The sequence below is a fragment of the Pseudomonas sp. G5(2012) genome, from assembly GCF_000408945.1.
Classification (GTDB): domain Bacteria; phylum Pseudomonadota; class Gammaproteobacteria; order Pseudomonadales; family Pseudomonadaceae; genus Aquipseudomonas; species Aquipseudomonas umsongensis.
Window position 1 is genome coordinate 1 of record NZ_APIO01000103.1, and the last position, 23,243, is coordinate 23,243.

Below are 23,243 nucleotides of genomic sequence, written 5' to 3' on the forward strand. Positions count from 1 at the left end.
GCTCGCTCCCACAGGGAATCTGTGGTGTACAAAGATCCCTTGTGGGAGCGAGCCTGCTCGCGAAGGGCGCGACACGGTTCCGGACATTGATCATGGCTTTGGCCCCATTTGATCCTGCAAACTGAATTTCTGCTTCAGGAACCTGGCTGGCGATGTCGTCAGGTTCTGCAACCACAGCTCATCCGAAGCTGCCTGTTCGGTTTGCAGCGCTTTGCTCTGGCCCTTGCCCGGCGCCTTGTCCATCTTGATTTCGTCCGGTTTGACTTCGGGAGCATTTTGTTCGGCGCTTTCGGTGTCCTTCTGCAACGCAATCGCCAAGGCAAGATTGGCCGTCGCCTCAGGGAATTGCGGCTGCAACTTCAACGCCTGGGTGTAGGCCGCGATGGCCTCGTCGAATTTGAAGCGGCGCACGTAAATGTTGCCCAGGTAGAAATAGGCCTGTGGCGTCTGCAGCCGCGCGAAGCTGGCCAGGGCCAGGTCGAAATCGGCAGCGTTGTAGGCGGCGATGCCTTTCCAGTACGGGTCGACGAAATGCGCGGCGGCCTGCGGGAAATGCTCATGTTCGAAGGCCCAGCGACCTTGCTGGTCCGGAGTGAAAAATGCGTCGACCAGCGCATTCGCCTGCGCCGGAGCAGGTTGCAGGCCAACGCCGATGAGCAGTAGGAAACCGGCCATCCAGTTCAGGCTCCAGCCCTTGCGCACACTGAAAAACGCGATCAACAGCAGCGGCCAGCACAGCCAGTAGCCCGCGTCCTTCCAGTGCAGCTCGCGCTGTTCGTCACTGGCACTCTGGAAATGCTGTTGAGCGTGCAGTTCGATCCAATCCAGGTCGTCGTCATTGAGCGTCAGGCTGCCCAGCGGCGCATCCATGGCTGACGCGAGTTGCTTGAGTGCTGCCTGATCAAAACTGCCCAGTACCGGGCGACCATTGCTGTCGGTGCGTGGCTGGCCGTTGGCGTTGTGGATGAGCCCGCCGTCTTCGCTGCCGACCGCGAGGATCAGCACCTGCAGCGCGCTGTCGGCCAGTTGCTGGTCCAGGCCCGCCAGGCCCGAGGTATCGGCGCCGTCGGTAATCAGCAACAGGGTGCCTGGGGTTTTTTCCGCCGCCAGCAGGCGTTTGGCCTGATCGATCACCCCCCCGACATTTTTCCCCGGTTTGCCGATCAGGTCGGTGCCCAAGGCCTGAATGAAACTGTCGAGCAGGGCCGGATCGTCGGTAGGCGGCAGTACCAGGTGTGCGCTGCCGGCATAGGCGATCAGCGCATTGCGCGCGCCGGAACGACGCTGGATCAGGTCATGCAGCTTGTGCTTGGCCGCTTCGAGCCGGCTGGGTTGCACGTCGCTGGCGTCCATCGACGGTGACAGGTCAATGGCGATGATCAGCGGCGCACGGTTTTCCAGGAATTCCGGGCGATCCTGTTCCCAAGTCGGCCCGGCGGCGGCAACCGCTCCCAGCATCAAAAGCGCGCAGACCAGATGCACCGGTCTTAGCCGTTGCTGGTCCCGGGGGGTGATCAGCAAGTGCTGCAACAGGTGCTCGGCGATGTTGCTGCGCAAACGCCGTTGCAAGTCGCGGCTGCGGCGCCACAGCAGTGGCAACAGTGCGGCGAAGGGCAGCAGCAACAGCCAAAGCGGGCGCAGGAAGTGGAAGTCGCCGAGATTGATGTCCATCTCAAGCCTCCTGGCGCTGACGCGCGATGGACAAGCGAGGCCGCAGCATGGCGCACAAGTGATAGAGCGCAAGCAAGGCGATCGCGGCCCCGAGCGGCCACCAGAACAGGTCGCGCTTGGGCTGATGACTGAGGGTTTTCACTTGATGTGGAGTGAGTGTGTCGAGGGTGCTGTAGACCTGGTCCAGCGCGTCGCGGCCTTCGGCGCGGAAGAACTTGCCACCGGTGGCGTCGGCGATCTGCTGCAAGCCCTGCAAGTTGACCTTGGCCTCACCAGCGGCATCTGGATCGCCAATGCCGATGGTGTGAATCACCACGCCTTTGGCCGCCGCCATTTGGGCCGCGTGGTCCGGGGTGATCGCGCTGCTGGTGTCGTTGCCGTCGGTGAGCAGGATCAGCACTTTTTCCTGCTCATGGACCTGATCAAGCAGTTTCAGGCTCAAGCCAATGGCATCGCCAATCGCGGTGTTGGGGCCGGCCATGCCGATGCCGGTGTCGTCCAGCAACAGCGAAAGGCTGGCATGATCAAGGGTCAATGGTGCTTGCGGGTAAGCGCCACTGCCGAACACGATCAGGCCGAGACGATCTTCTTTGCGCTTGTCGATAAAGCCATGCACGACTTCCTTGACCGCTGCCAGTCGATTGATTTTCTCGCCGTTGGCGGCGGTGAAATCGGTGGTTTCCATGGACTGGGAGATGTCGATGGCCAGCATCAGGTCGCGCACCGGTTGCTGGCGTTCGATGGGTTTTTCCACGTACACCGGCCGGGCCGCCGCCAGCAGAAACAGTGCCCACACCAACAGGTTCAGCAGCAATTGCCAATGGTTGGTGCGCGTGCCGGCCTGACTCGGTGCCTGGCCGACCGCGCGGCTCATGGCGGCGAAAAACGGCACGCGCACGGCGCTGCGCGCCTCACGGTAATCGGGTAGGAAGCGATAACCGATCCACGGCAGCGGCAGCAGGAGCAACAGCCAAGGGTAATCAAGCTGCCACATGATGACATTCCACCCAGTGTCTGCAAGTGTCGAACAGCTGCTGGCGTTGCACGTTCGGCATGGCGCGCAATACCGCATCAGGTGCGTAGGCCAGTTGCGCCAGTTGTTGGCTGAAGTTGGCGGGGAGGGGTTGCGGGCTGTGTCGTTCCAGGAAGACCTGCCAATCCTCGCTACCCAATGTCGCAGGATTCTGTAGGAGCGAGGCTTGCCCGCGAAGAACGATAACGCGGTCAACTTTGGAAACCGCGGTGCCTGGTTCGCGGGCAAGCCTCGCTCCTACAGGGGTTGTATTTGGCATCGAGATGGCCACACGCTTGAGCAACTCTGGAAGCTCGCGCAGCGCATTCAGATCATCACTGCGCTTTTGCAACTGTGCCAGCCGCAGCAACGCCTCACGCCGATAACTGTCCCGGCGCCATTGCCAGTAACGCCGTGCACTCAGCAGCACAATTGCCACGACCAACACCGCGAGCAACAACCACCAGCCCCAGGTCTGCGGCGCGTAACTGACCGGCGCTGGCAGTGCGATCTCCTTGAGTTGTTCGATGCTCGGGACATTCGGATTCATCGCCGCGCTCCAGCGTGCTTGCCCAGCTCGGCCCGCAGTTGTTCGTGTGCCTCGGTGGCGGTGCTGAACATCATCAACGGCACCTGGCTGCGCCGCAGCAGCGTGGCCACGTCCTTGAGGCGACCGCTTAGAAAATCGCCCAACGGCTGGTGCACCTGACGCCGTTCCACCGCCAGCTCAACCTGCAACTGGCCTTGGGTGATCAACAGACGGCCATTTTTCGGCAAGTTCAGTGCCAAGGGATCGTAGACCTGCATGGCGATCACATCGTTGTGCGCCGCCAGTTGTCGCATCAACTGCAAGGTGCGCTCGCCGGCACCGGCGAAGTCGCTGACGATGCAAATCAAATGATCATGGCCGGCCAGCGCCAGGCATTGCTGCAAGACCTTGTCGAGCTGATCTTCGCCTTCGGCGTCCGCATTAGCCGCGTTCAGTTCCTGATTCTGCTGGGCGATGCGGCTGCACAGCGCTTCGATTCGCTTGCGGCTGCGCAGGGGGGCTATGGCGTCGATGCGCTGGTCGTTGAACACCAGGCCGCCGACTCGGTCCCCTGAGTTGAACACCATCCACGCTGCCAGGGCGCCGAGTTCAGCGGCCACCGCGGATTTGAAGCTGCGTTGCGAGCCGAAAAACATCGACATGCGCTGGTCCACCAGAATCAACGCCGGACGGTCGCGCTCCTCGGTGAAGGTGCGCACCACCGGTTTGCCGGTGCGCAGCGACGCGCGCCAGTCGAGGTGGCGCAAATCGTCCCCCGCCTGATAGCGGCGCAGTTCGTCGAAGTTCAAGCCACGGCCACGCAGGCGCGAGGCATGGTTGCCGGCGAGGATGCTGCCTTGCGGCTGACGGGCGAGAAAACTCAGGTCACGGGCCTTGAACTCCAGCGCCATCAATTGCGCCAGAGAGACGTAGACCAGGCCGTCAATGGTCATGCTGGAATCGCGACCTTGTCGAGCAGGCGGTCGAGCACCTGATCGGCCGTTACGCCGTCCGCCACCGCGTCGTAACTCAGCTGCAGGCGATGGCGCAGCACCGGGTGCACCACGGCGCGCACGTTGTCTGGCGAGACGAAGTCCTGGGCCTGCAACCACGCATCGGCGCGGGCACAACGGTCCAGGCCGATGCCGCCGCGCGGGCTGGCACCGAGGGCGATCCAGCGCCCGAGGTCGGCGTCGTAGTCGGCCGGGTGACGGGTGGCGTTGATCAGGTCGATCAGGTAGCGGTCGATGGCGGGGGACACGTGCACGGCACTGACTTCCCGGCGTGCGGCGAAGATCACGTCCTGGGCCAGGGTAAAGCCTGGCACCGCTGCGCTCCTGGCGCCGAGGGCCTGTTCTTCCTCGCGCAACAGGCGCAGCACCTGGCTCTCGTTTTCCGCGCTCGGATAATCCAGCAGTACCTTCATCAGGAAACGGTCCATCTGCGCTTCCGGCAACGGATAAGTGCCTTCCTGTTCGATCGGGTTTTGCGTCGCAACCACGATGAACAGCTCCGGCAGCGCGTGGCTGTTACCCGCCACGGTGATCTGCCGTTCTTCCATGGCTTCGAGCAGCGCGGCCTGGACCTTGGCCGGGGCGCGGTTGATTTCGTCGGCCAGGATCAGGTTGCCGAACAGCGGCCCCGGCTGAAAGCGGATCTCGTTCCGGCCCTCGACCTGGTGCAGCACCTCGGCGCCGGTGATGTCGGACGGCAGTAGATCAGGGGTGAACTGGATGCGGCTCATCTTCGCGTCCAGGTGCTTGGCCAGCGCCTTCACGGTGCGAGTCTTGGCCAGCCCCGGCAGGCTCTCCAGCAACAAATGCCCGTTGGCCAGCAGGCCGACGAGGATCTGCCGAATCACCTGGTCCTGGCCGAGCACCGCTTCAGCGATGCTGGCTTGCAGGGCGTTGAGGTCAGTGAGTGCGCTCATGCTTGCTCCTAGAGAAACGCCAACGTCAGGTTGATCGAAAAACCATTGCCACCCCTTTCAGCCGCCAGCAACAACGGGCTGGCGCCGACCATGCACAAGGCCAACAACGGACGTACAACAAAAGCCCTGACCATCAACAACTCCACTTGCTTGTTTTGTTTGAATCAACCCACGGCGTTATTCCACGGCCGTGATGTCGTCGAGTTTCCAGCTCTTGTCGAAATAGGGCAGGGTCGGGGCATACAGGCGGAAATAGCTGAACCAGTGTTTGCCCGGCAGGGTTTGCACCCAGTTAGCTTCAAAATCTTTGGGTGCGGTGGGGCCGAAATACAGGTCCACCGAGCCATCAGCGTTCATTTTCAGATCCTGGCGCGACGACAGGTCGGCCTTGCGCTGTGGGTTGTCGATCAGGCAGCGGCTGTCGATGTCGTACACGGTCATCGACCAGAACTGCTTGGCCGGCGGGTTGGCGCCGACGTGCAGCCGATAGCGCTTGGCGCCGTCGAGCCAGTTGCCCTTGGCGTCGGTATAGGCACCCAGGTAGGTCTGGCCCAGCCCCGGGGTTTTCGACACCATGCCTTTGGAGTTGCCTACCGCCTCGTAGAACCAGGCGCTGCGTTCCCACAACTGGTCGTAATAGGCCAAGCGCTGGGAAGGGTCGGTGACGTTCAACACCTTGTCCCACTGGCGGTCCGGCCAGTACTGGGCGTCGGGAAAACGCTTGGCGAAGGTATTGGCCTTGGCGATCAGCTCGCCGATTTGTGCACCTTGTTCCAGGGCCTTGCGTTGATGGTAATCAGGGTTGAAGGGCTTGTCCTTCTCGATGCCCAGGCTGGCAAGCATGGCCATGTAGAAACGATCACGTTCATTGACCGGCTCCTTCTGAAGGATCTGGTGCAAGCGCTCCCAGTACGCCATTGCCCGTGGCTGGGTACCGGACCAGGCTTTGCCGCCGGGGGAGAGCAGTCTGGTCTGGCCAGGCTCGGCTCGCTTGGCGTAGGGGTACATCCTGAGTTGCTCGATCAGCGCCTTGCCTTTGGCGGGGTCGGGATCGAGCAAGCGAAATCCGACCAGCACGTTCATGGTTTGCGACTTGGCCAGGTAATACTTGCCAGCATCGGCCGGTGGCTCGGCGCCCGGTGGCAGCACCAGGTACTTGCCGCCCTTGCCTTTGTCCGGGCCGGTCTGGCCCATGTCGATGATCGCCCGTTGCCAGAAATCGCCAACACCGCCCGCGGTCGGTCCGGCGGGCAACTCGATCACCAGCGGACCGGTTTCATTGAGATCGACGAAACCAAGGATGTAGGGCGTGGTAGCGTTGGCGGTAATGACGCCGAGCTTGTCTTCGTAACTGTCGAGCACCATCAGGTCGCCACTGCGGGCACCCAGCTTGTCGCGGAACTCCTCCTGCCATTGCGCGTACGACACCAGCGGCAACGCCCACAGATAACTCTGCGTGGCTTGCTGGAAATCCAGTTCGGCATAGAGTTTGGCGATGGATTCATGGGCCGGCAGTTCACCTTCCATGACGATCTGGCCGATTCGGGTATCCGGGTCCTGGGCTCCGACCCCGCAACTGACGAACATCGTCATCAGGCTGAAACCGGCTGCGCGAATGGCTCCATGCATAGGGGGAGTTCCTTATTTGCCGAAGGTGGCGTTGAGGCCGACAAACAGCGTGAATTGCGGCATGCCATCGCCTTTCTTCTCGACGGTCCATTGCGGTTCGATGAAGGCGTTGAGGATATTGGACCCGTCTTTCCACACTTTGCCACCACCCAAGCCGAGTGGGATGTAGTGGGTGTCGTTCTTCAGGTCGAACGTCCAGATGCCGGTGGAGCGCAGGTACCAGCCCTTTTCCAGGTTATGGATGATGAAGGGTTGCATCGTTGCGCTTTCGACGTGGGGCCGGTCGTTGTCACCGGCGAACGAACTCTGGTATTGCACCAGCGCGCCCAGCAGCCCCCGTGGCGAAGAGTCGATGGCGATTGCAGCGAGGCCGCCTTGCCATTTGCCCGTGCCGAGTTCGTCCTGATCGGCAGTGGGGGCGGTTATCATCGGGCCGATGCCCAACTGCACGCCTTCAGTCTTCACCAGGAAAATATCGAACAGGTTCAGGTCACCTTCGCCGGTGCTGTAGCCACTGTTCGGGTCCGGGTGGGTACTGATTGGCGCCGTGGCGCGGATCAATTGCGGCACGCCGATGTAATCGTTGGGCGCAATCGGCAGCGTGCCGCGTATCAGCAGGTCATTGGTATGGATATTGGAGTCGTAGTACCTGGGCGTGTAGTAGTCCTGAGCGCTCATGCCTGGCGCGAAGTTCAGCGGGTTGTTGCTTTTGTTGGCGGTCTCGGCATTGTCCGCCTGGGCGCACACAACAGGCGCAAGCGAAGCCACCAAAAGACAGGCGTGGATCCCCATTTTGTTTGTCATGATTCCCCAATTCCATGGTGGCTCATTTGGACAACCCGGCACTTGGTGGCCGTTACGACGTAGTCTCTTTGCTATCAGGTCTGTAGGACACGTCTCTTGAACCTAGCAGCAAAATGGGGGTTAGCCAGCCCAACGGATTAATTCTTTGGTTTCTTGTACTGAAAAGTTAATGCCAATCAATGGGTTGGAAAACACCAAGCCCGTCATCGGTATGAGCCAATGGCGGGCTTGTGGTTTCTTTGTAGGAAGTCGGTAGAGGTGGCGAAGGAGGATCAAGGTTATCCAGACTCCGCTACCCAGCTGTCATCATGAGGATCGATAGTGAAATCTCAGCACTTCTTCCCCAGCCCAAACGCCCGCTCTTCCTGCTCGCGCAACTCGGGCGTTAATTCCTCGCCGAAATCCTCCAGCTCGAACACCTGGCGTATCTCGATTTCGGCTTCGGTGCCTGGCATCGGGTTGGGGCAGCGCTTGACCCATTCGATGGCTTCTTCTTTGGATTTCACTTGCCACAGCCAGTAGCCGGCGATCAGTTCCTTGGTTTCGGCGAAGGGGCCGTCGATCACCGTGCGCTTGTCTCCTTCGAAACGTACACGGGCACCTTTGCTGCTCGGCTGCAGGCCTTCGCCGGCGAGGAGGATGCCGGCCTTGGCCAGTTCTTCATTGTAGTTGCCCATGGCCGTCAGCAGTTCGGTGCTGGGCATGATGCCGGCTTCGGAGTCTTTGCTCGCCTTGATGATGATCATGAAACGCATGGTGTAGTCTCCGCTGGATGTGGAATTGTTCACTTATAGTCGAAGGATCACCGGCTGAATCGACAGCGATGGGTCAACATATTCCTGGATACCCCACCGAACCCTGTAGGAGCTGCCGCAGGCTGCGATCTTTTGATGTTGCTTTTGAAAGGTGCATCGAAGATCAAGATCAAAAGATCGCAGCCTGCGGCAGCTCCTACGGGGAAGTGCGGCGTGCGCCGGGTTTGTGCACCGACACATGACAATTTGTATCCACCCCATAGGTCGCCGGAGCATTTCGTGGTTAACTTCTGCCTCTTCAAGATTCTCTACACCAACGTTCAGAAGGACTCCGTTCATGGCTCAAGTCACTCTTAAAGGCAACCCGGTTCAAGTCAACGGCCAACTGCCTCAAGCCGGTTCCAAGGCGCCAGCCTTTTCCCTGGTTGCCGGCAATCTGTCCGACGTCACCCTGAAAGACTTTGCCGGCAAGCGCAAAGTGCTGAACATCTTCCCAAGCATCGATACCCCGACCTGCGCCACTTCCGTGCGCCAGTTCAACGCCAAGGCGAGCAGCGTCGACAACACCGTTGTGCTGTGCATCTCCGCTGACCTGCCGTTCGCCCAGGCCCGTTTCTGCGGCGCCGAAGGCCTTGAAAACGTGCAGAACCTGTCGACCCTGCGTGGTGCCGAGTTCATCGAGAACTACGGCGTTGCCATCGCCGACGGTCCGCTCAAGGGCCTGACCGCCCGTGCCGTGGTGGTTCTGGACGAGAACGACAACGTGCTGCACAGCGAACTGGTCAAGGAAATCGCTGATGAGCCGAACTACGAGGCTGCACTCGCTGTCTTGAAATAAGTACGGTTTTACAATTGTTAACGGCCTGGCCCTGTCCAGGCCGTTTTCATTTGTGTTTCAGTGTCTTGGATATATCTCCTGTTACGTAAGCCGAAGGTAAATTGCCGGTAAAGGCGCTTTGCTTCAGACCCGCCAGTGCTTATCGTTCAGCCTCATGTAATAAAGCCCACGCGCCCAATGGTTGATCACTCAATGCAATCCTCCGCTTCCCGTAGTCCCCGTCGCTGGCTGTTTGGCCTGCTGGTCCTGTTGGTCATCGCTGCCCTGTGCTGGAAGTTCTGGCCAGGCAGCGCTGCGCCGAAAGAGGGTGCGCAGCCAAAAGCCGTGGCCGGCCACACTGGCAGGCCAGGCGGGATGCGACCAGGATTCGGTGGCGCGGCAGGGCCGGTTCCGGTGCGCGTTGCGCCAGCGGTCACAGGGGATTTCCCGCTGTATTACAAGGCGCTGGGTACGGTGACGGCGCTGAACACCATCAACGTGCGCAGCCGTGTCGGCGGTGAGCTGATGAAGATCTATTTCGAGGAAGGGCAGATGGTCAAGGCTGGCGATTTGCTGGCAGAAATCGACCCGCGCCCCTACCAGAACGCCTTGCTCCAGGCTGAAGGTACCTTGCTGCAGAACCAGGCGCAGTTGAAGAATGCCCAGGTGGATGTCGAGCGTTATACCGGCCTGTACCGCGAGGACAGCATCGCCAAGCAGACCCTGGACACCGCCGTAGCGCTGGTCGGTCAGTTCCAGGGCACGGTCAAGACCAATCAGGCGGCGGTCAACGACGCCAAGCTCAACCTCGAATTCACCAAGATCCGCGCTCCCATCACCGGACGCGTCGGCCTGCGCCAGCTCGATGTTGGCAACCTGGTAGCGGCCAACGACACCACGGCGCTGGCGATCATCACCCAGACCCAACCGATCAGCGTGGTCTTCACCTTGCCGGAAAATAGTCTCGATGTGGTGCTGGCACGCTATCGCAGCGGCGCCAAACTGCCGGCCGATGCCTGGGATCGCGGTGATACCAAGCTGCAAGCCACCGGCGTACTGCAGAGCCTGGACAACCAGATTGACGTCACCACCGGTACCCTGAAATTCAAGGCACGATACGAGAACCGCGACCAATCGTTGTTCCCCAACCAGTTCGTCAATGTGCGCCTGCTGGCGGACACCCTCAAAGGCGTGGTGCTTGCGCCATCGGCGGCGATCCAGTTCGGCACCAACGGCACGTTCGTCTATGCCCTGGACGGCGACAAGAAGGTCAAGATCCGCCCACTGAAGATCGGCGCCAGTGACGGCGAAAATACCGTGGTCACCGAAGGCCTTGCCGCCGGTGATCGTGTGGTGCTGGAAGGCACCGACCGCCTCAAGGACGGCAGCGACGTGGAAGTGGTCAATGAGCCGCAGCACGTCCCGACCAGTCCCGCAGGCCACCTGCAGGGTAAATCGACGGCCAACGCGCCTGAGCCGGCTGTTGCGGACAAGGCGAAAAAGGGCGGCGCATGAATCTCTCGCGGCTGTTCATCCTTCGCCCGGTAGCGACCACCCTGAGCATGCTGGCCATTATCCTGGCTGGCGTGATCGCCTATCGCTTGTTGCCGGTGTCGGCCTTGCCTCAGGTCGATTACCCGACCATCCGCGTCATGACCCTGTATCCCGGCGCGAGCCCGGATGTCATGACCAGCGCCGTGACCGCGCCGCTTGAGCGACAATTCGGGCAGATGCCCGGCCTGACCCAGATGGCGTCCACCAGCTCCGGTGGCGCCTCGGTGCTGACCCTGCGTTTCAGCCTCGACATCAACATGGACGTCGCTGAACAGCAGGTGCAGGCGGCCATCAATGCCGCGACCAATTTGCTGCCCAAGGATCTACCGGCACCGCCGGTGTACAACAAGGTCAACCCGGCCGACACCCCCGTACTGACCCTGGCCATCACCTCCAAGACCATGCTGTTGCCCAAGCTTAATGATCTGGTCGACACCCGCATGGCGCAGAAAATCGCCCAGATCAGCGGCGTCGGCATGGTCAGCATTGCGGGCGGCCAGCGCCAGGCCGTGCGGATCAAGGTCAATCCCGAGGCCCTGGCGGCCAACGGCCTGAACCTGGCGGACGTGCGCACCCTGATCGGCGCATCCAACGTCAACCAGCCCAAGGGCAACTTCGACGGCCCGACCCGGGTCTCGATGCTCGATGCAAACGATCAACTGACCTCGCCCAAAGACTACGCCAACCTGATCCTGGCCTACGCCAACGGCGCGCCGCTGCGGCTCAAGGACGTGGCGGAGATCGTCGACGGTGCCGAGAACGAACGTCTTGCAGCCTGGGCCAACGAAAACCAGGCGGTATTGCTGAACATCCAGCGTCAGCCCGGGGCCAACGTCATCGAGGTGGTTGACCGGATCAAGGCCTTGCTGCCGAGCATCACCGACAACCTGCCGGCCGGCCTTGACGTCACGGTGCTCACCGATCGCACCCAGACCATCCGCGCTTCGGTCACGGACGTACAGCACGAACTGCTGATCGCCATCGCCCTGGTAGTGATGGTGACCTTCCTGTTCCTGCGTCGGGCCAGTGCCACGATCATTCCCTCGGTGGCCGTACCGCTGTCGCTGATCGGCACCTTCGGGGTGATGTACCTCGCCGGCTTCTCGGTCAACAACCTGACCCTGATGGCCCTGACCATCGCCACCGGTTTTGTGGTGGACGATGCGATCGTGATGCTGGAGAACATTTCCCGGTTCATCGAAGAGGGCGACAGTCCGATGAACGCGGCGCTCAAGGGCGCCAAGCAGATCGGTTTCACCCTGATCTCCCTGACCCTGTCGCTGATAGCCGTGCTGATCCCGTTGTTGTTCATGGCCGACGTGGTGGGGCGGCTGTTCCGCGAATTCGCCATCACCCTGGCGGTGGCTATCCTGATTTCCCTGGTGGTGTCCCTGACCCTGACGCCGATGATGTGCGCGCGGCTGCTCAAGCGTGAACCCAAGGAAGCGGAGCAGGGCCGTTTTTATCGAGCCAGTGGCGCGGCAATTAATTGGATGATCGCAGCTTACGGGCGAAAGTTAACGTGGGTTCTCAAGCATCAGCCGCTGACGTTGCTGGTGGCCGTCGCCACCCTGGCGTTGACCGTGTTCCTGTACATGGTGGTGCCCAAGGGGTTCTTTCCGGTACAGGACACTGGGGTGATCCAGGGCATTTCCGAGGCACCGCAGTCGATTTCCTTCGCGGCGATGAGCGAACGTCAGCAGGAACTGGCCAAGGTGATCCTGGCTGACCCGGCGGTGGAGAGTCTTTCGTCCTACATCGGCGTCGACGGTGACAACTCGACGCTCAACAGCGGCCGTCTGCTGATCAACCTCAAGTCCCACAGCGACCGAGATCTGAGCGCGATGCAAGTGATCGCTCGCTTGCAACCGGAACTGGACAAACTGGTCGGTATTCGCCTGTTCATGCAACCGGTGCAGGACCTGACCATCGAGGATCGGGTCAGCCGAACGCAGTACCAGTTCAGCATGTCGTCGCCGGATTCCGAACTTCTCACCCTGTGGAGCGGGCGCCTGGTCGAAGCGTTGGCCCAGCGGCCGGAACTGACCGATGTCGCCAGCGACTTGCAGGACAAGGGCTTGCAGGTCTACCTGGTGATTGATCGCGACGCCGCGTCGCGGGTCGGGGTATCGGTGTCGGACATCACCGACGCGCTGTACGACGCCTTCGGCCAGCGGCAGATTTCCACCATCTACACCCAGGCCAGCCAGTACCGCGTGGTGTTGCAATCGCAGTCCGGCGAGAAGATCGGCCCACAGGCGCTGGACCAGATCCACGTCAAGACCAGCGATGGCGGGCAGGTGCGCCTGTCCAGCCTGGCGCATGTCGAAGAGCGCCAGGCGCAACTGGCGATCACTCACATCGGCCAGTTCCCGGCGGTGATGATGTCGTTCAACCTGGCCCCCGGCGTGGCGCTGGGGCATGCGGTAGAGATCATCGAACAGGTGCAGGAGGACATCGGCATGCCGATCGGCGTGCAGACCCAGTTCCAGGGCGCGGCCGAAGCGTTCCAGGCGTCGCTGTCGAGCACCTTGCTGCTGATCCTGGCGGCGGTGGTGACCATGTACATCGTGCTGGGCGTGCTCTACGAGAGCTATATCCACCCGATCACCATTCTGTCGACCTTGCCCTCGGCGGCCGTCGGCGCGTTGTTGGCGCTGATCCTCAGTGGCAATGACCTGGGGATGATCGCGATCATCGGCATTATCCTGCTGATCGGTATCGTGAAGAAAAACGCGATCATGATGATCGACTTCGCCCTCGACGCTGAACGCAATCAGGGCATGGACCCGCAAACGGCGATCTACCAGGCGGCCCTCCTGCGTTTCCGGCCGATCCTGATGACCACCCTGGCGGCGTTGTTCGGCGCGGTGCCGTTGATGCTGGCCACTGGCTCCGGCGCGGAACTGCGCCAGCCGCTGGGCCTGGTGATGGTCGGCGGCTTGCTGTTGAGCCAGGTGCTGACCCTGTTCACCACGCCAGTGATCTACCTGTACTTCGACCGCCTCGGTCGACGTTTTGGCAAAACCGACGTTCAGGAGACGGCGGTATGACGGCATGCACAACCTGTGGGAGCGAGCCTGCTCGCGAAAGCGGTGGGTCGGTGAGCATCGATGTTGAACGTGCAGGCCTCTTCGCGAGCAGGCTCGCTCCCACAGAGGTGGGTCAATGAACCTCTCGGGACCTTTCATCAAGCGCCCGGTCGCAACCATGCTGCTGAGCTTGGCCATTATGCTCCTGGGCGGTGTAAGTTTCGGCCTGTTGCCGGTCTCACCGCTGCCGCAAATGGACTTCCCGGTGATCGTGGTGCAGGCCAGCCTGCCGGGCGCCAGCCCCGAGGTCATGGCCTCGACGGTGGCGACCCCGCTGGAACGATCCTTCGGCGCCATCGCCGGGGTCAATACCATGAGCAGCCGCTCCAGCCAGGGTTCGACCCGGGTCATCCTGCAATTTGACCTCGACCGCGACATCAACGGCGCGGCGCGGGAAGTGCAGGCGGCGATCAACGCCTCGCGCAACCTGCTGCCCAGCGGGATGCGCAGCATGCCGACCTACAAGAAGGTCAACCCGTCCCAGGCACCGATCATGGTGCTGTCGCTGACCTCGGACGTGCTGGAAAAAGGCCAGCTCTATGACCTGGCCTCGACGATCCTGTCCCAGAGCCTGTCGCAGGTGCAGGGCGTTGGCGAAGTGCAGATCGGCGGCAGCTCCCTGCCGGCGGTGCGCATCGAACTTGAGCCCCAGGCGCTCAACCAGTACGGCGTGGCCCTGGACGATGTGCGCAACACCATCGCCAATGCCAACGTGCGCCGGCCCAAGGGTTCGGTCGAAGACGATCAACGCTTGTGGCAGGTACAGGCCAACGATCAGCTGGAAAAAGCCAAGGACTACGAGTCGCTGATCATCCACTACGCGGACGGCGCAGCCCTGCGCCTGAAGGATGTGGCCAAGGTCAGCGACGGCGTCGAGGATCGCTACAACAGCGGCTTCTTCAATAACGATTCGGCGGTACTGCTGGTGATCAACCGCCAGGCCGGTGCCAACATCATCGAGACGGTCAACGAGATCAAGGCCCAGTTGCCGGCGTTGCAGGCCGTGCTGCCGGCCAGCGTCAAGCTGAACCTGGCGATGGACCGCTCGCCGGTGATCAAGGCCACGCTGCACGAGGCGGAGATGACCCTGCTGATCGCCGTGGCACTGGTGATCCTGGTGGTGTTCCTGTTTCTTGGTAACTTTCGCGCCTCGCTGATCCCGACCCTGGCGGTGCCGGTATCGCTGGTCGGCACCTTTGCCGTGATGTACCTCTATGGCTTCTCGCTGAACAACCTGTCGCTGATGGCGTTGATCCTGGCCACCGGGCTGGTGGTGGACGATGCCATCGTGGTGCTGGAGAACATCTCTCGGCACATCGACGCGGGTGTACGACCGATGAAGGCGGCGTACCTCGGCGCCCAGGAAGTCGGCTTTACCCTGCTATCGATGAACGTGTCGCTGGTGGCGGTGTTCCTGTCGATCCTGTTCATGGGCGGGATCATCGAGAGCCTGTTCCGCGAGTTCTCCATCACCCTGGCGGCGGCTATCGTGGTGTCGCTGGTGGTCTCGCTGACCTTGACGCCGATGCTCTGCGCCCGTTGGCTCAAGCCGCACACGCCAGGCCAGGAAAACCGCCTGCAACGCTGGAGTCAGCGGGCCAACGAATGGATGGTCGGCAAATACGCCACCAGCCTTGACTGGGTGTTGCGCCACCGTCGCCTGACCTTGCTCAGTTTATTCGTGACAATTGGCGTTAATATTGCGCTGTATGTTGTTGTTCCTAAAATATTTCTTCCTCAACAAGACACTGGCCAACTGATCGGTTTCGTGCGTGGCGATGACGGTTTGTCGTTCAGCGTGATGCAACCGAAAATGGAAACCTTCCGCCGCGCCGTGCTCAAGGACGAAGCCGTTGAAAGCGTCGCCGGTTTCATTGGTGGCAGCAACGGCACCAACAACGCGTTCATGCTGGTGCGCCTCAAACCCATCAAGGAACGCAACCTTTCCGCGCAGAAGGTCATTGAACGCCTGCGCAAGGAAATGCCCAAGGTTGCCGGTGCGCAACTGATGCTGATGGCCGACCAGGACCTGCAGTTTGGCGGTGGCCGCGAACAGACCTCGTCGCAATATTCCTACATCCTGCAAAGCGGTGACCTGGGGGCGCTGCGCGAGTGGTATCCAAAAGTGCTGACGGCGCTCAAGGCGCTACCGGAACTGACTGCGATCGATGCCCGCGAAGGCCGGGGCGCCCAGCAGGTGAAGTTGATCGTCGATCGCGACCAGGCCAAGCGCCTGGGCGTGGACATGGCCATGGTCACGGCGGTGCTCAACAACGCCTATGCCCAGCGGCAGATTTCGACCATCTACGACAGCCTCAACCAGTATCAGGTGGTGATGGAGGTCAATCCCAAGTACGCCCAGGACCCGATCACGCTCAAACAGGTGCAGGTGATCACCGCGGACGGCGCGCGGATTCCGCTGTCGACCATCGCCCATTACGAGAACAGCCTGGCAGACGATCGGGTTAGCCATGAAGGCCAGTTCGCCTCGGAAAGCATCGCCTTCGACATGGCCGAAGGCGTGACCGTGGAGCAGGGCAGTGCCGCCATCGAGCGAGCGATTGCTTTGGTGGGCCTGCCGGAAGACGTCATCGCGAAAATGGCCGGCACCGCCGATGCCTTCGCCGCGACCCAGAAAAGCCAGCCGTGGATGATCCTTGGCGCGCTGGTGGCGGTGTACCTGGTGCTGGGCGTGCTATATGAGAGCTACATTCATCCGCTGACCATTCTGTCCACCTTGCCTTCGGCGGGTGTCGGCGCGTTGCTGTCGATCTACGCCCTGGGCGGTGAGTTCAGCCTGATCTCGTTGCTCGGCCTGTTCCTGTTGATCGGCGTGGTGAAGAAGAACGCCATCCTGATGATCGACCTGGCGTTGCAGCTTGAGCGGCATCAGGGCATGGCGCCGCTGGAGTCGATTCGCAACGCGTGCCTGCAACGTTTGCGGCCGATTTTGATGACGACCCTTGCCGCGATCCTCGGCGCCTTGCCGCTGTTGCTGAGCCGCGCGGAAGGTGCGGAAATGCGCCAACCGCTAGGCCTGACCATCATCGGCGGACTGATCTTCAGCCAGGTGCTGACCCTTTACACCACCCCGGTGGTCTATCTCTATCTCGACAAACTGCGCCATCGCTTCAACCACTGGCGTGGGGTGCGTACCGATGCCGCTTTGGAAACTCCGCTATGACTGACCGTTCGCTATTCAACCTGGCTGCACCGCTGATCAGCGCTCGAGGGTCGCGGTTGCTGAGCCTGTCGCTGTGCGTCGCGATGCTCAGTGCCTGCGCCATCGGCCCGGATTACCAGCGCCCGCAAACCGCAGAACCTGCGCAGTACAAGGAAGCAGCCGGCTGGCGCCAGGCCAACCCGAGCGATTCCCTGGCTCGCGGTGCGTGGTGGGAGCTGTACGGCGACCGGCAACTCAATGGCTTGATCGAGAAGCTCAACAGCGCCAACCAGACCGTTGCCCAGTCCGAAGCCCAGTACCGCCAGGCCCAGGCCTTGGTACGTAGCGCCCGTGGCGCGTTTTTTCCGACGGTGGACCTGACACTGGGGAAAAACCGCTCCAGCCAGGGTACCGGCAGTAGCAGTTCCAGCCTGACCAGTTCGTCCAGCGGTATTCGAGACACCTACACCGCCCAGGCCGGGGTCAGTTGGGAGGCCGATGTCTGGGGCAAGTTGCGCCGTGGTCTTGAAGCCGACACCGCCAATGCCCAAGCGAGTTTTGCCGACCTGGCGGCGATGCGCCTGAGCCAGCAGTCGGAGCTGGTGCAGAACTACCTGCAGTTGCGGGTGATCGACGAGCAGAAACGCTTGCTTGAAGCGACTGTCGCGGCCTACCAGCGTTCGCTGAAAATGACCGAAAACCAGTACCGTGCCGGGGTATCCGGCAAGGACGCGGTGGCCCAGGCCCAGACGCAACTCAAGGGCACCGAGGCAGACATGGTCGATCTGATCTGGCAACGCGCGCAGTTGGAAAACGCCATCGCGGTGCTGATCGGCTTACCACCGGCCGAATTCAGCCTGGCGGAAACACAAACGATCCCAGCCTTGCCCGAGGTGCCGCTGAGCCTGCCTTCGCAACTGCTGGAACGCCGGCCTGACATTGCTTCGGCTGAACGCTCGGTCATCGCCGCCAACGCCAACATCGGCGTGGCCAAGGCCGCCTATTACCCGGACCTGACCCTGAGTTTGAACGGTGGCTACAGCAGCAGCACGTCGAAAGACCTGTTCAGCCTGCCGAACCGTTTCTGGTCGGTCGGCCCGCAACTGGCAATGACCCTGTTCGACGGTGGGCAGCGTTCGGCGGAAGTGGACCGTAGCGAAGCAGCCTATGACGAAACCGTGGCCAAATATCGCCAGACTGTACTCGACGGTTTCCGGGAGGTGGAAAACTATCTGGTCCAGCTCAAGGTGCTGAAGGACGAAGCCGTGGTGCGACAACAGGCGTTGGACGCAGCCCGTGAGTCGTTGCGACTGACCGAGAACCAGTACAAGGCGGGGGTGATCGCTTATCTGGATGTAGTGGTGGTCCAGGCCGCGGCTTTGAGCAATGAACGCAGTAACCTGGACCTGTTGCAGAGCCGCCTGATCGCCAGCGTGCAGTTGATTGCGGCCCTGGGTGGCGGCTGGGACGGGCAACTTCAGGTGACTGATAACCCCTGACGCCACCCCTCACTGTAGGAGCTGCCGCAGGCTGCGATCTTTTGACGTTGCTTTTCAAAAACAAGATCAAAAGATCGCAGCCTGCGGCAGCTCCTACAGGGATTAACATGTGCCGATGGAGTTAATGTAAAACCTTAAAACAAGCGTTTCATCGCCTTGCTGGCCTTTTGCTCATTTTGTGAGTGCGTTCTCATTTGGAATCAGTACAATCCCTCGGATTTACACCTCCGAGAATGGAAGCAGTACGGAGGTGATTGCGAGACATCTCCATGCTCATCGGTAGCTATTCCCCAACGCTGGTCATCATTTCGCTCTGTGTGGCAATTCTCGCGTCATACACGGCACTGGACCTGACCGGGCGCATTGCCACGGCCAAGGGCCGGGCGGTGCATTGCTGGACGGCCGGTGGTGCATTCGCCATGGGCATCGGCGTATGGTCGATGCATTTCATCGGCATGTTAGCCTTCAAGCTACCCATCGACCTGGGGTACGACCTCTCTATTACCTTGCTGTCGCTGTTGATCGGCATCCTGTCCTGCGGCTTCGCCCTATGGCTGGTCAGCCAGGCGCAGTTACCGGCCTGGCAGCTGGCGTTCGGTGCGCTGGTCATGGGCGCCGGGATCAGTGCCATGCACTACACCGGCATGGCGGCCATGCGCATGCAGCCGGGAATCGATTACGACCCGACGCTGTTCGGCGCATCCTTGCTCATAGCCGTAGTCGCCTCCGGCGCAGCACTATGGATTGCGTTCCGCCTGCGCCAGCACGCGCCTTATGTGCGCCTGATCCGCGGTGGCGCGGCGGTGCTCATGGGCATTGCCATTGTCGGCATGCACTACACCGGCATGGCCGCCGCGCAGTTCCCCGCAGGCAGCTTTTGCGGCGCAGCCGCCAATGGCCTGAGCGGCAACGGCCTCGACAACCTGGTGCTGATCACCACCCTGGCGGTATTGAGCATCGCCTTGCTGACTTCGATCCTCGATGCGCGCCTGGAAGCCCGAACCGCCAGTCTTGCCCAGTCGCTGACCGAAGCCAACCGCGAACTGACCCAACTGGCCTTGCACGACACCCTGACCGGTCTGCCGAATCGGATGTTGCTGGCCGACCGCATCGATCAGGGGATCTCCAGGGTCGACAACGACGGTGGTTGCCTGGCGCTGATGTTCATCGATCTCGATGGCTTCAAGCCGGTCAATGACGCCTTCGGTCACCATATGGGCGACCAGTTGCTGCGGGAAGTCAGCTTGCGCCTGCGCGAAGACCTGCGTGGCCAGGACACCCTGGCACGCATCGGCGGCGATGAGTTCGTGCTGCTCGTTCAATTGAGCGAACCGGATGACGCGATGAACCTCGCAGCCCGGCAAGTGAGCTTGATCGCCCGGGCATTCCGGGTGGCCGAGCATGATCTGCAGATATCCGCCAGTGTCGGCATCGCCCTGTATCCGGGCAATGGCCAGACGGCTCATGAATTGCTGATGAATGCCGATGCGGCGATGTATCACGCCAAGGGGACGGGAAAGAACGGCTACAGTTTTTTCGATGTCTCGATGAACAGCAACGCGCGCAAGCAGCTGCAATTGCTGCAAGACCTGCGCAATGCCGTGGACCAGAACGAGTTCAGCCTGCACTACCAGCCCAAATTCGACGCTCACAACGGCCGTCCGGTGGGCGCTGAAGCGTTACTGCGCTGGGAGCATCCGACCCAGGGCATGCTGCTGCCGGACAAATTCATCGAGCTGGCGGAGAAAACCGGGCTGATCATTCCCATCGGCGAATGGGTCCTCAACGAAGCCTGTCGCCAGATGCGCGAATGGTATGTGCTCGGCTACACCCACTGGCGCATCGCGGTTAACCTCTCGGCGTTGCAGTTTTGCCACGCGGGCCTGGTGCAGAGCGTCGCCAAGGCGCTGGCCACCCACCATTTGCCGGCCAACAGCCTGACCCTGGAGATCACTGAGACCACGGCCATGAGCGACGCCGATGCCAGCATGACGGTGCTGCAGGAGCTGTCGGATATGGGCGTTGATTTGTCCATCGACGATTTTGGTACCGGCTATTCGAGCTTGATGTACCTCAAGCGCCTGCCGGCCAACGAGCTGAAAATCGACCGCGGTTTCGTCCGCGACCTGGAGCGTGACAGCGACGACGCCGCCATCGTTTCAGCCATTGTCGCCCTCGGCCAGGCACTGGGCTTGCGGATTGTCGCCGAAGGCGTCGAAACAGGCTCGCAGCAGGACTTCCTGACTCAGCTCGGTTGCGATTCGCTGCAGGGTTATTTGCTGGGGCACCCGCTGCCGGCGGAACGCTTCATGAAGGAAATCCACCGCAGCGAGCAATTGGAACTGGCTTGATCTGGCGGGCCCGATGACGGTGCCATGCAAAATCCGCAAATGGCGGTTATTCTTCCCCCCGACTGCATAGGTTTGAAGGGGGAAGTGGGCATGGACAAAGTCATCGTCATCACCGGTGGAAGTCGCGGTATCGGTGCCGCCACTGCGCTGTTGGCCGCCAGGCAAGGTTATCGGATCTGCATCAACTACCAGTCCGATGAGCAGGCGGCGCAAACGGTGCTGGACCAGGTCCGCGCCTTGGGTGCCCAAGCCATCGCCGTGCGCGCCGACGTCAGCATCGAAGACGAAGTCGTCGCTTTGTTCAACCGGGTGGACAGCGAGCTGGGTCGAGTCACCGCGCTGGTGAATAACGCCGGCACCGTGGGGCAAAAATCCCGGGTCGACGAAATGTCCGAATTCCGCATCCTCAAAATTCTCAAGACCAACGTGTTGGCGCCAGTCCTCTGCGCCAAGCACGCCATCTTGCGCATGTCGCCCAAGCACGGCGGGCAGGGCGGCAGCATTGTCAACGTATCCTCGGTCGCCGCGCGTTTGGGCGCCCCCAACGAATACGTCGACTATGCAGCCTCCAAGGGTGCGCTCGACACCTTCACCATTGGCCTGTCCAAGGAAGTGGCCGGTGAGGGGATTCGAGTCAACGCCGTGCGTCCGGGCTATATCTACACCGATTTTCACGCCCTGAGCGGCGATCCGGATCGGGTCAGCAAGCTGGAGTCGGCGATTCCAATGGCCCGTGGCGGGCGCCCGGATGAGGTGGCGGAGGCGATTGTGTGGTTGTTGTCGGATAAAGCGTCCTATGCAACCGGGACCTTTGTCGACCTTGGCGGCGGCCGGTAAACATCAAGATCAAAAGATCGCAGCCTGCGGCAGCTCCTACATGGGATTGCATTTCCTTGTAGGAGCTGCCGCAGGCTGCGATCTTTGCTTTTAGAAGGATCTTACAATCCGCCCCAGCGTCTCCATCGCCTTCTCCGAAGCCTCATCCCACGGGCTGCCATAATTCAGCCGAATACAATTCCTGAAGCGCTGCGTTGGCGAAAAAATCGGTCCCGGCGCAATGCTGATCCCTTGCGCCAACGCCATCTGGAACAACTTCAGAGAATCCATCTGCTCGGGTAATTCCAGCCAGAGGAAGTAGCCGCCAGCGGGTTGACTGACGCGGGTCTGCGCCGGGAAATAGCGGGCGATGGCCGACAGCATGGCGCTTTGCTGTTCCTCCAGGGCATATCGCAACCTGCGCAAATGCCGATCATAACCCCCGTGCTGCAAATAGTCGGCAATGGCTGCCTGGGCAGGCATCGAAGCGCAAAGGGAGGTCATGAGTTTTAACCGCTCGATCTTCTGTGCATACCGCCCGGCGGCGACCCAGCCAATGCGGTAACCCGGGGCCAGGCTCTTGGCGAAAGACCCACAGTGCATCACCAGTCCTTCGGTATCAAAGGCCTTTGCCGGTTTCGGTGCCTGCTGACCGTAATAGAGTTCGGCGTAGACATCGTCCTCGATCAACGGCACTTGATGGACGCGCAGCAATTCCACCAGTTCGCGCTTTTTCGCTTCGGGCATGGTCGCGCCCATGGGGTTCTGGAAACTGGTCATGCACCAGCAGGCCTTGATCGGGTGGCGTTCCAGGGTTTGCGCGAGCACCCCGAGGTCGATGCCGTCGCGCGGGTGCACGGGGATTTCCACGGCCTTGAGTTTCAAGCGTTCGAGCACTTGCAGGCAGGCGTAGAACGCCGGGGCCTCGATGGCTACCAGGTCGCCGGGTTGTGTCACGGCTTGCAGGCACAGGTTCAGCGCTTCCAACGCACCGTTGGTGATCAGCAATTCTTCCATGGGCAGCATCAAGCCGCCCACCATGTAGCGCAGGGCAATTTGTCGGCGCAATTGCGGGTTGCCCGGCGACATGTCGGTGACCACCATGCGCGGGTCCATGTCCCGGGCAGCACTGGCCAGGGAGCGCGACAGGCGCTGCAGCGGAAACAGGGTCGGGCTGGGGAATGCCGAGCCGAAGGCTACGGTGTTCGGGTCCTTGATCGATTCAAGGACCGAGAACACCAGTTCGCTGACATCGACTTCGGTGGATTCATTGACCTGGCTGCTGATCCCCGGCTCGGAAAATGGCCGTGGTGCATGGGCGTTGACGAAGTATCCAGAGCGCGGTCGGGCGCGAATCAGGCCGCGACGCTCAAGCAAGTAATACGCCTGGAACACCGTTGACGGGCTTACCCCATGGGTCTGGCTGGCATAGCGCACCGACGGCACACGCTGGCCGGGCCCGAGAACGCCGGTGCGGATCAGTTCAGCAATGTCATCGGCGAATTTTTCGTAGCGTTTCATCGTATGCCCGGATTGGTGTCTTTCAGAAAAGACGAGGTGACTTCTTCGCGAGCAGGCTCGCTCCCACAAGAACGATGCGGCGTCTGCTCGCGAATGGCGC

Annotated in this window: 17 protein-coding genes; 7 read left to right on the forward strand and 10 right to left on the reverse strand. The window is 61.2% G+C overall.

The window, feature by feature from the left end:
• Positions 1–90: 90 nt before the first annotated feature.
• The 9 genes from PG5_RS26210 to PG5_RS26245 all read right to left on the reverse strand — a co-directional run bounded on the left by PG5_RS26210 (position 91) and on the right by PG5_RS26245 (position 8,330).
• Complete coding sequence (locus PG5_RS26210) at positions 91–1,671, reverse strand: VWA domain-containing protein (RefSeq protein WP_020800086.1); 1,581 nt, start codon at positions 1,669–1,671, stop codon at positions 91–93.
• 1 nt (position 1,672) lies between these two features.
• Positions 1,673–2,665: a VWA domain-containing protein gene (locus PG5_RS26215; protein ID WP_020800087.1), complete on the reverse strand. Its 993-nt coding sequence runs from the start codon at positions 2,663–2,665 to the stop codon at positions 1,673–1,675.
• A complete protein-coding gene (locus PG5_RS26220; protein WP_020800088.1) occupies positions 2,652–3,233 on the reverse strand; it encodes a DUF4381 domain-containing protein in 582 nt (193 codons plus the stop codon). Before PG5_RS26220 ends, PG5_RS26215 begins: the two co-directional genes overlap by 14 nt.
• On the reverse strand, positions 3,230–4,165 hold the full coding sequence (locus tag PG5_RS26225; protein WP_020800089.1) for a DUF58 domain-containing protein: 936 nt from the start codon (positions 4,163–4,165) through the stop codon (positions 3,230–3,232). Before PG5_RS26225 ends, PG5_RS26220 begins: the two co-directional genes overlap by 4 nt.
• Entirely contained in the window at positions 4,162–5,142 is a 981-nt protein-coding gene (locus PG5_RS26230; RefSeq protein ID WP_020800090.1) for a MoxR family ATPase, read from the reverse strand. The genes PG5_RS26225 and PG5_RS26230 overlap by 4 nt, the downstream gene beginning before the upstream one ends.
• A gap of 8 nt (positions 5,143–5,150) precedes the next feature.
• A complete protein-coding gene (locus PG5_RS35035) occupies positions 5,151–5,276 on the reverse strand; it encodes a hypothetical protein (RefSeq protein ID WP_020800091.1) in 126 nt (41 codons plus the stop codon).
• A 43-nt stretch (positions 5,277–5,319) separates the two neighbouring features.
• On the reverse strand, positions 5,320–6,771 hold the full coding sequence (locus PG5_RS26235; protein ID WP_020800092.1) for a DUF1254 domain-containing protein: 1,452 nt from the start codon (positions 6,769–6,771) through the stop codon (positions 5,320–5,322).
• 12 nt (positions 6,772–6,783) lie between these two features.
• Positions 6,784–7,575, reverse strand: coding sequence for a hypothetical protein (locus PG5_RS26240; protein ID WP_020800093.1), 792 nt, complete (start codon positions 7,573–7,575; stop codon positions 6,784–6,786).
• A 329-nt stretch (positions 7,576–7,904) separates the two neighbouring features.
• Positions 7,905–8,330, reverse strand: coding sequence for a YciI family protein (locus tag PG5_RS26245; protein ID WP_020800094.1), 426 nt, complete (start codon positions 8,328–8,330; stop codon positions 7,905–7,907).
• Between the two features lie 337 nt (positions 8,331–8,667).
• Here PG5_RS26245 and tpx point away from each other — a divergent pair, with 337 nt between their 5' ends.
• From tpx to PG5_RS26280, 7 genes are all read left to right on the forward strand, one after another.
• The gene (tpx, locus tag PG5_RS26250) at positions 8,668–9,168 is read left to right on the forward strand and encodes a thiol peroxidase (RefSeq protein ID WP_020800095.1); all 501 of its coding nucleotides are present in this window, start codon (positions 8,668–8,670) and stop codon (positions 9,166–9,168) included.
• Positions 9,169–9,345: 177 nt separating this feature from the next.
• Positions 9,346–10,662, forward strand: coding sequence for an MdtA/MuxA family multidrug efflux RND transporter periplasmic adaptor subunit (locus PG5_RS26255; protein ID WP_042955751.1), 1,317 nt, complete (start codon positions 9,346–9,348; stop codon positions 10,660–10,662).
• Positions 10,659–13,754 carry an MdtB/MuxB family multidrug efflux RND transporter permease subunit gene (locus PG5_RS26260; RefSeq protein WP_020800097.1) on the forward strand — a complete coding sequence of 1,032 codons (3,096 nt, stop codon included), beginning with the start codon at positions 10,659–10,661 and terminating at the stop codon, positions 13,752–13,754. The genes PG5_RS26255 and PG5_RS26260 overlap by 4 nt, the downstream gene beginning before the upstream one ends.
• Positions 13,755–13,869: 115 nt before the next feature.
• Complete coding sequence (locus PG5_RS26265) at positions 13,870–16,977, forward strand: efflux RND transporter permease subunit (protein ID WP_020800098.1); 3,108 nt, start codon at positions 13,870–13,872, stop codon at positions 16,975–16,977.
• Positions 16,974–18,455: an efflux transporter outer membrane subunit gene (locus PG5_RS26270; protein ID WP_020800099.1), complete on the forward strand. Its 1,482-nt coding sequence runs from the start codon at positions 16,974–16,976 to the stop codon at positions 18,453–18,455. The genes PG5_RS26265 and PG5_RS26270 overlap by 4 nt, the downstream gene beginning before the upstream one ends.
• 269 nt (positions 18,456–18,724) lie before the next feature.
• Entirely contained in the window at positions 18,725–20,806 is a 2,082-nt protein-coding gene (locus tag PG5_RS26275) for a bifunctional diguanylate cyclase/phosphodiesterase (RefSeq protein WP_042955752.1), read from the forward strand.
• Between the two features lie 90 nt (positions 20,807–20,896).
• Positions 20,897–21,643, forward strand: coding sequence for an SDR family oxidoreductase (locus PG5_RS26280; RefSeq protein ID WP_020800101.1), 747 nt, complete (start codon positions 20,897–20,899; stop codon positions 21,641–21,643).
• Between the two features lie 90 nt (positions 21,644–21,733).
• On the opposite strand, the gene mapR is transcribed toward PG5_RS26280, so the two are convergent.
• Positions 21,734–23,143 (reverse strand): GntR family transcriptional regulator MpaR, encoded by a 1,410-nt coding sequence (gene mapR, locus PG5_RS26285; protein WP_020800103.1) that lies wholly within the window; start codon positions 23,141–23,143, stop codon positions 21,734–21,736.
• Positions 23,144–23,243: the final 100 nt, after the last annotated feature.

Excerpts from the sequence above, each read along its gene's own strand:
- PG5_RS26210 (WP_020800086.1), bottom strand. The coding sequence starts at position 1,671 with ATGGACATCAATCTCGGCGACTTCCACTTCCTGCGCCCGCTTTGGCTG.
- PG5_RS26215 (WP_020800087.1), bottom strand. The coding sequence starts at position 2,665 with ATGTGGCAGCTTGATTACCCTTGGCTGTTGCTCCTGCTGCCGCTGCCG.
- PG5_RS26220 (WP_020800088.1), bottom strand. The coding sequence starts at position 3,233 with ATGAATCCGAATGTCCCGAGCATCGAACAACTCAAGGAGATCGCACTG.
- PG5_RS26225 (WP_020800089.1), bottom strand. The coding sequence starts at position 4,165 with ATGACCATTGACGGCCTGGTCTACGTCTCTCTGGCGCAATTGATGGCG.
- PG5_RS26230 (WP_020800090.1), bottom strand. The coding sequence starts at position 5,142 with ATGAGCGCACTCACTGACCTCAACGCCCTGCAAGCCAGCATCGCTGAA.
- PG5_RS35035 (WP_020800091.1), bottom strand. The coding sequence starts at position 5,276 with ATGGTCAGGGCTTTTGTTGTACGTCCGTTGTTGGCCTTGTGCATGGTC.
- PG5_RS26235 (WP_020800092.1), bottom strand. The coding sequence starts at position 6,771 with ATGCATGGAGCCATTCGCGCAGCCGGTTTCAGCCTGATGACGATGTTC.
- PG5_RS26240 (WP_020800093.1), bottom strand. The coding sequence starts at position 7,575 with ATGACAAACAAAATGGGGATCCACGCCTGTCTTTTGGTGGCTTCGCTT.
- PG5_RS26245 (WP_020800094.1), bottom strand. The coding sequence starts at position 8,330 with ATGCGTTTCATGATCATCATCAAGGCGAGCAAAGACTCCGAAGCCGGC.
- tpx (WP_020800095.1), top strand. The coding sequence starts at position 8,668 with ATGGCTCAAGTCACTCTTAAAGGCAACCCGGTTCAAGTCAACGGCCAA.
- PG5_RS26255 (WP_042955751.1), top strand. The coding sequence starts at position 9,346 with ATGGTTGATCACTCAATGCAATCCTCCGCTTCCCGTAGTCCCCGTCGC.
- PG5_RS26260 (WP_020800097.1), top strand. The coding sequence starts at position 10,659 with ATGAATCTCTCGCGGCTGTTCATCCTTCGCCCGGTAGCGACCACCCTG.
- PG5_RS26265 (WP_020800098.1), top strand. The coding sequence starts at position 13,870 with ATGAACCTCTCGGGACCTTTCATCAAGCGCCCGGTCGCAACCATGCTG.
- PG5_RS26270 (WP_020800099.1), top strand. The coding sequence starts at position 16,974 with ATGACTGACCGTTCGCTATTCAACCTGGCTGCACCGCTGATCAGCGCT.
- PG5_RS26275 (WP_042955752.1), top strand. The coding sequence starts at position 18,725 with ATGCTCATCGGTAGCTATTCCCCAACGCTGGTCATCATTTCGCTCTGT.
- PG5_RS26280 (WP_020800101.1), top strand. The coding sequence starts at position 20,897 with ATGGACAAAGTCATCGTCATCACCGGTGGAAGTCGCGGTATCGGTGCC.
- mapR (WP_020800103.1), bottom strand. The coding sequence starts at position 23,143 with ATGAAACGCTACGAAAAATTCGCCGATGACATTGCTGAACTGATCCGC.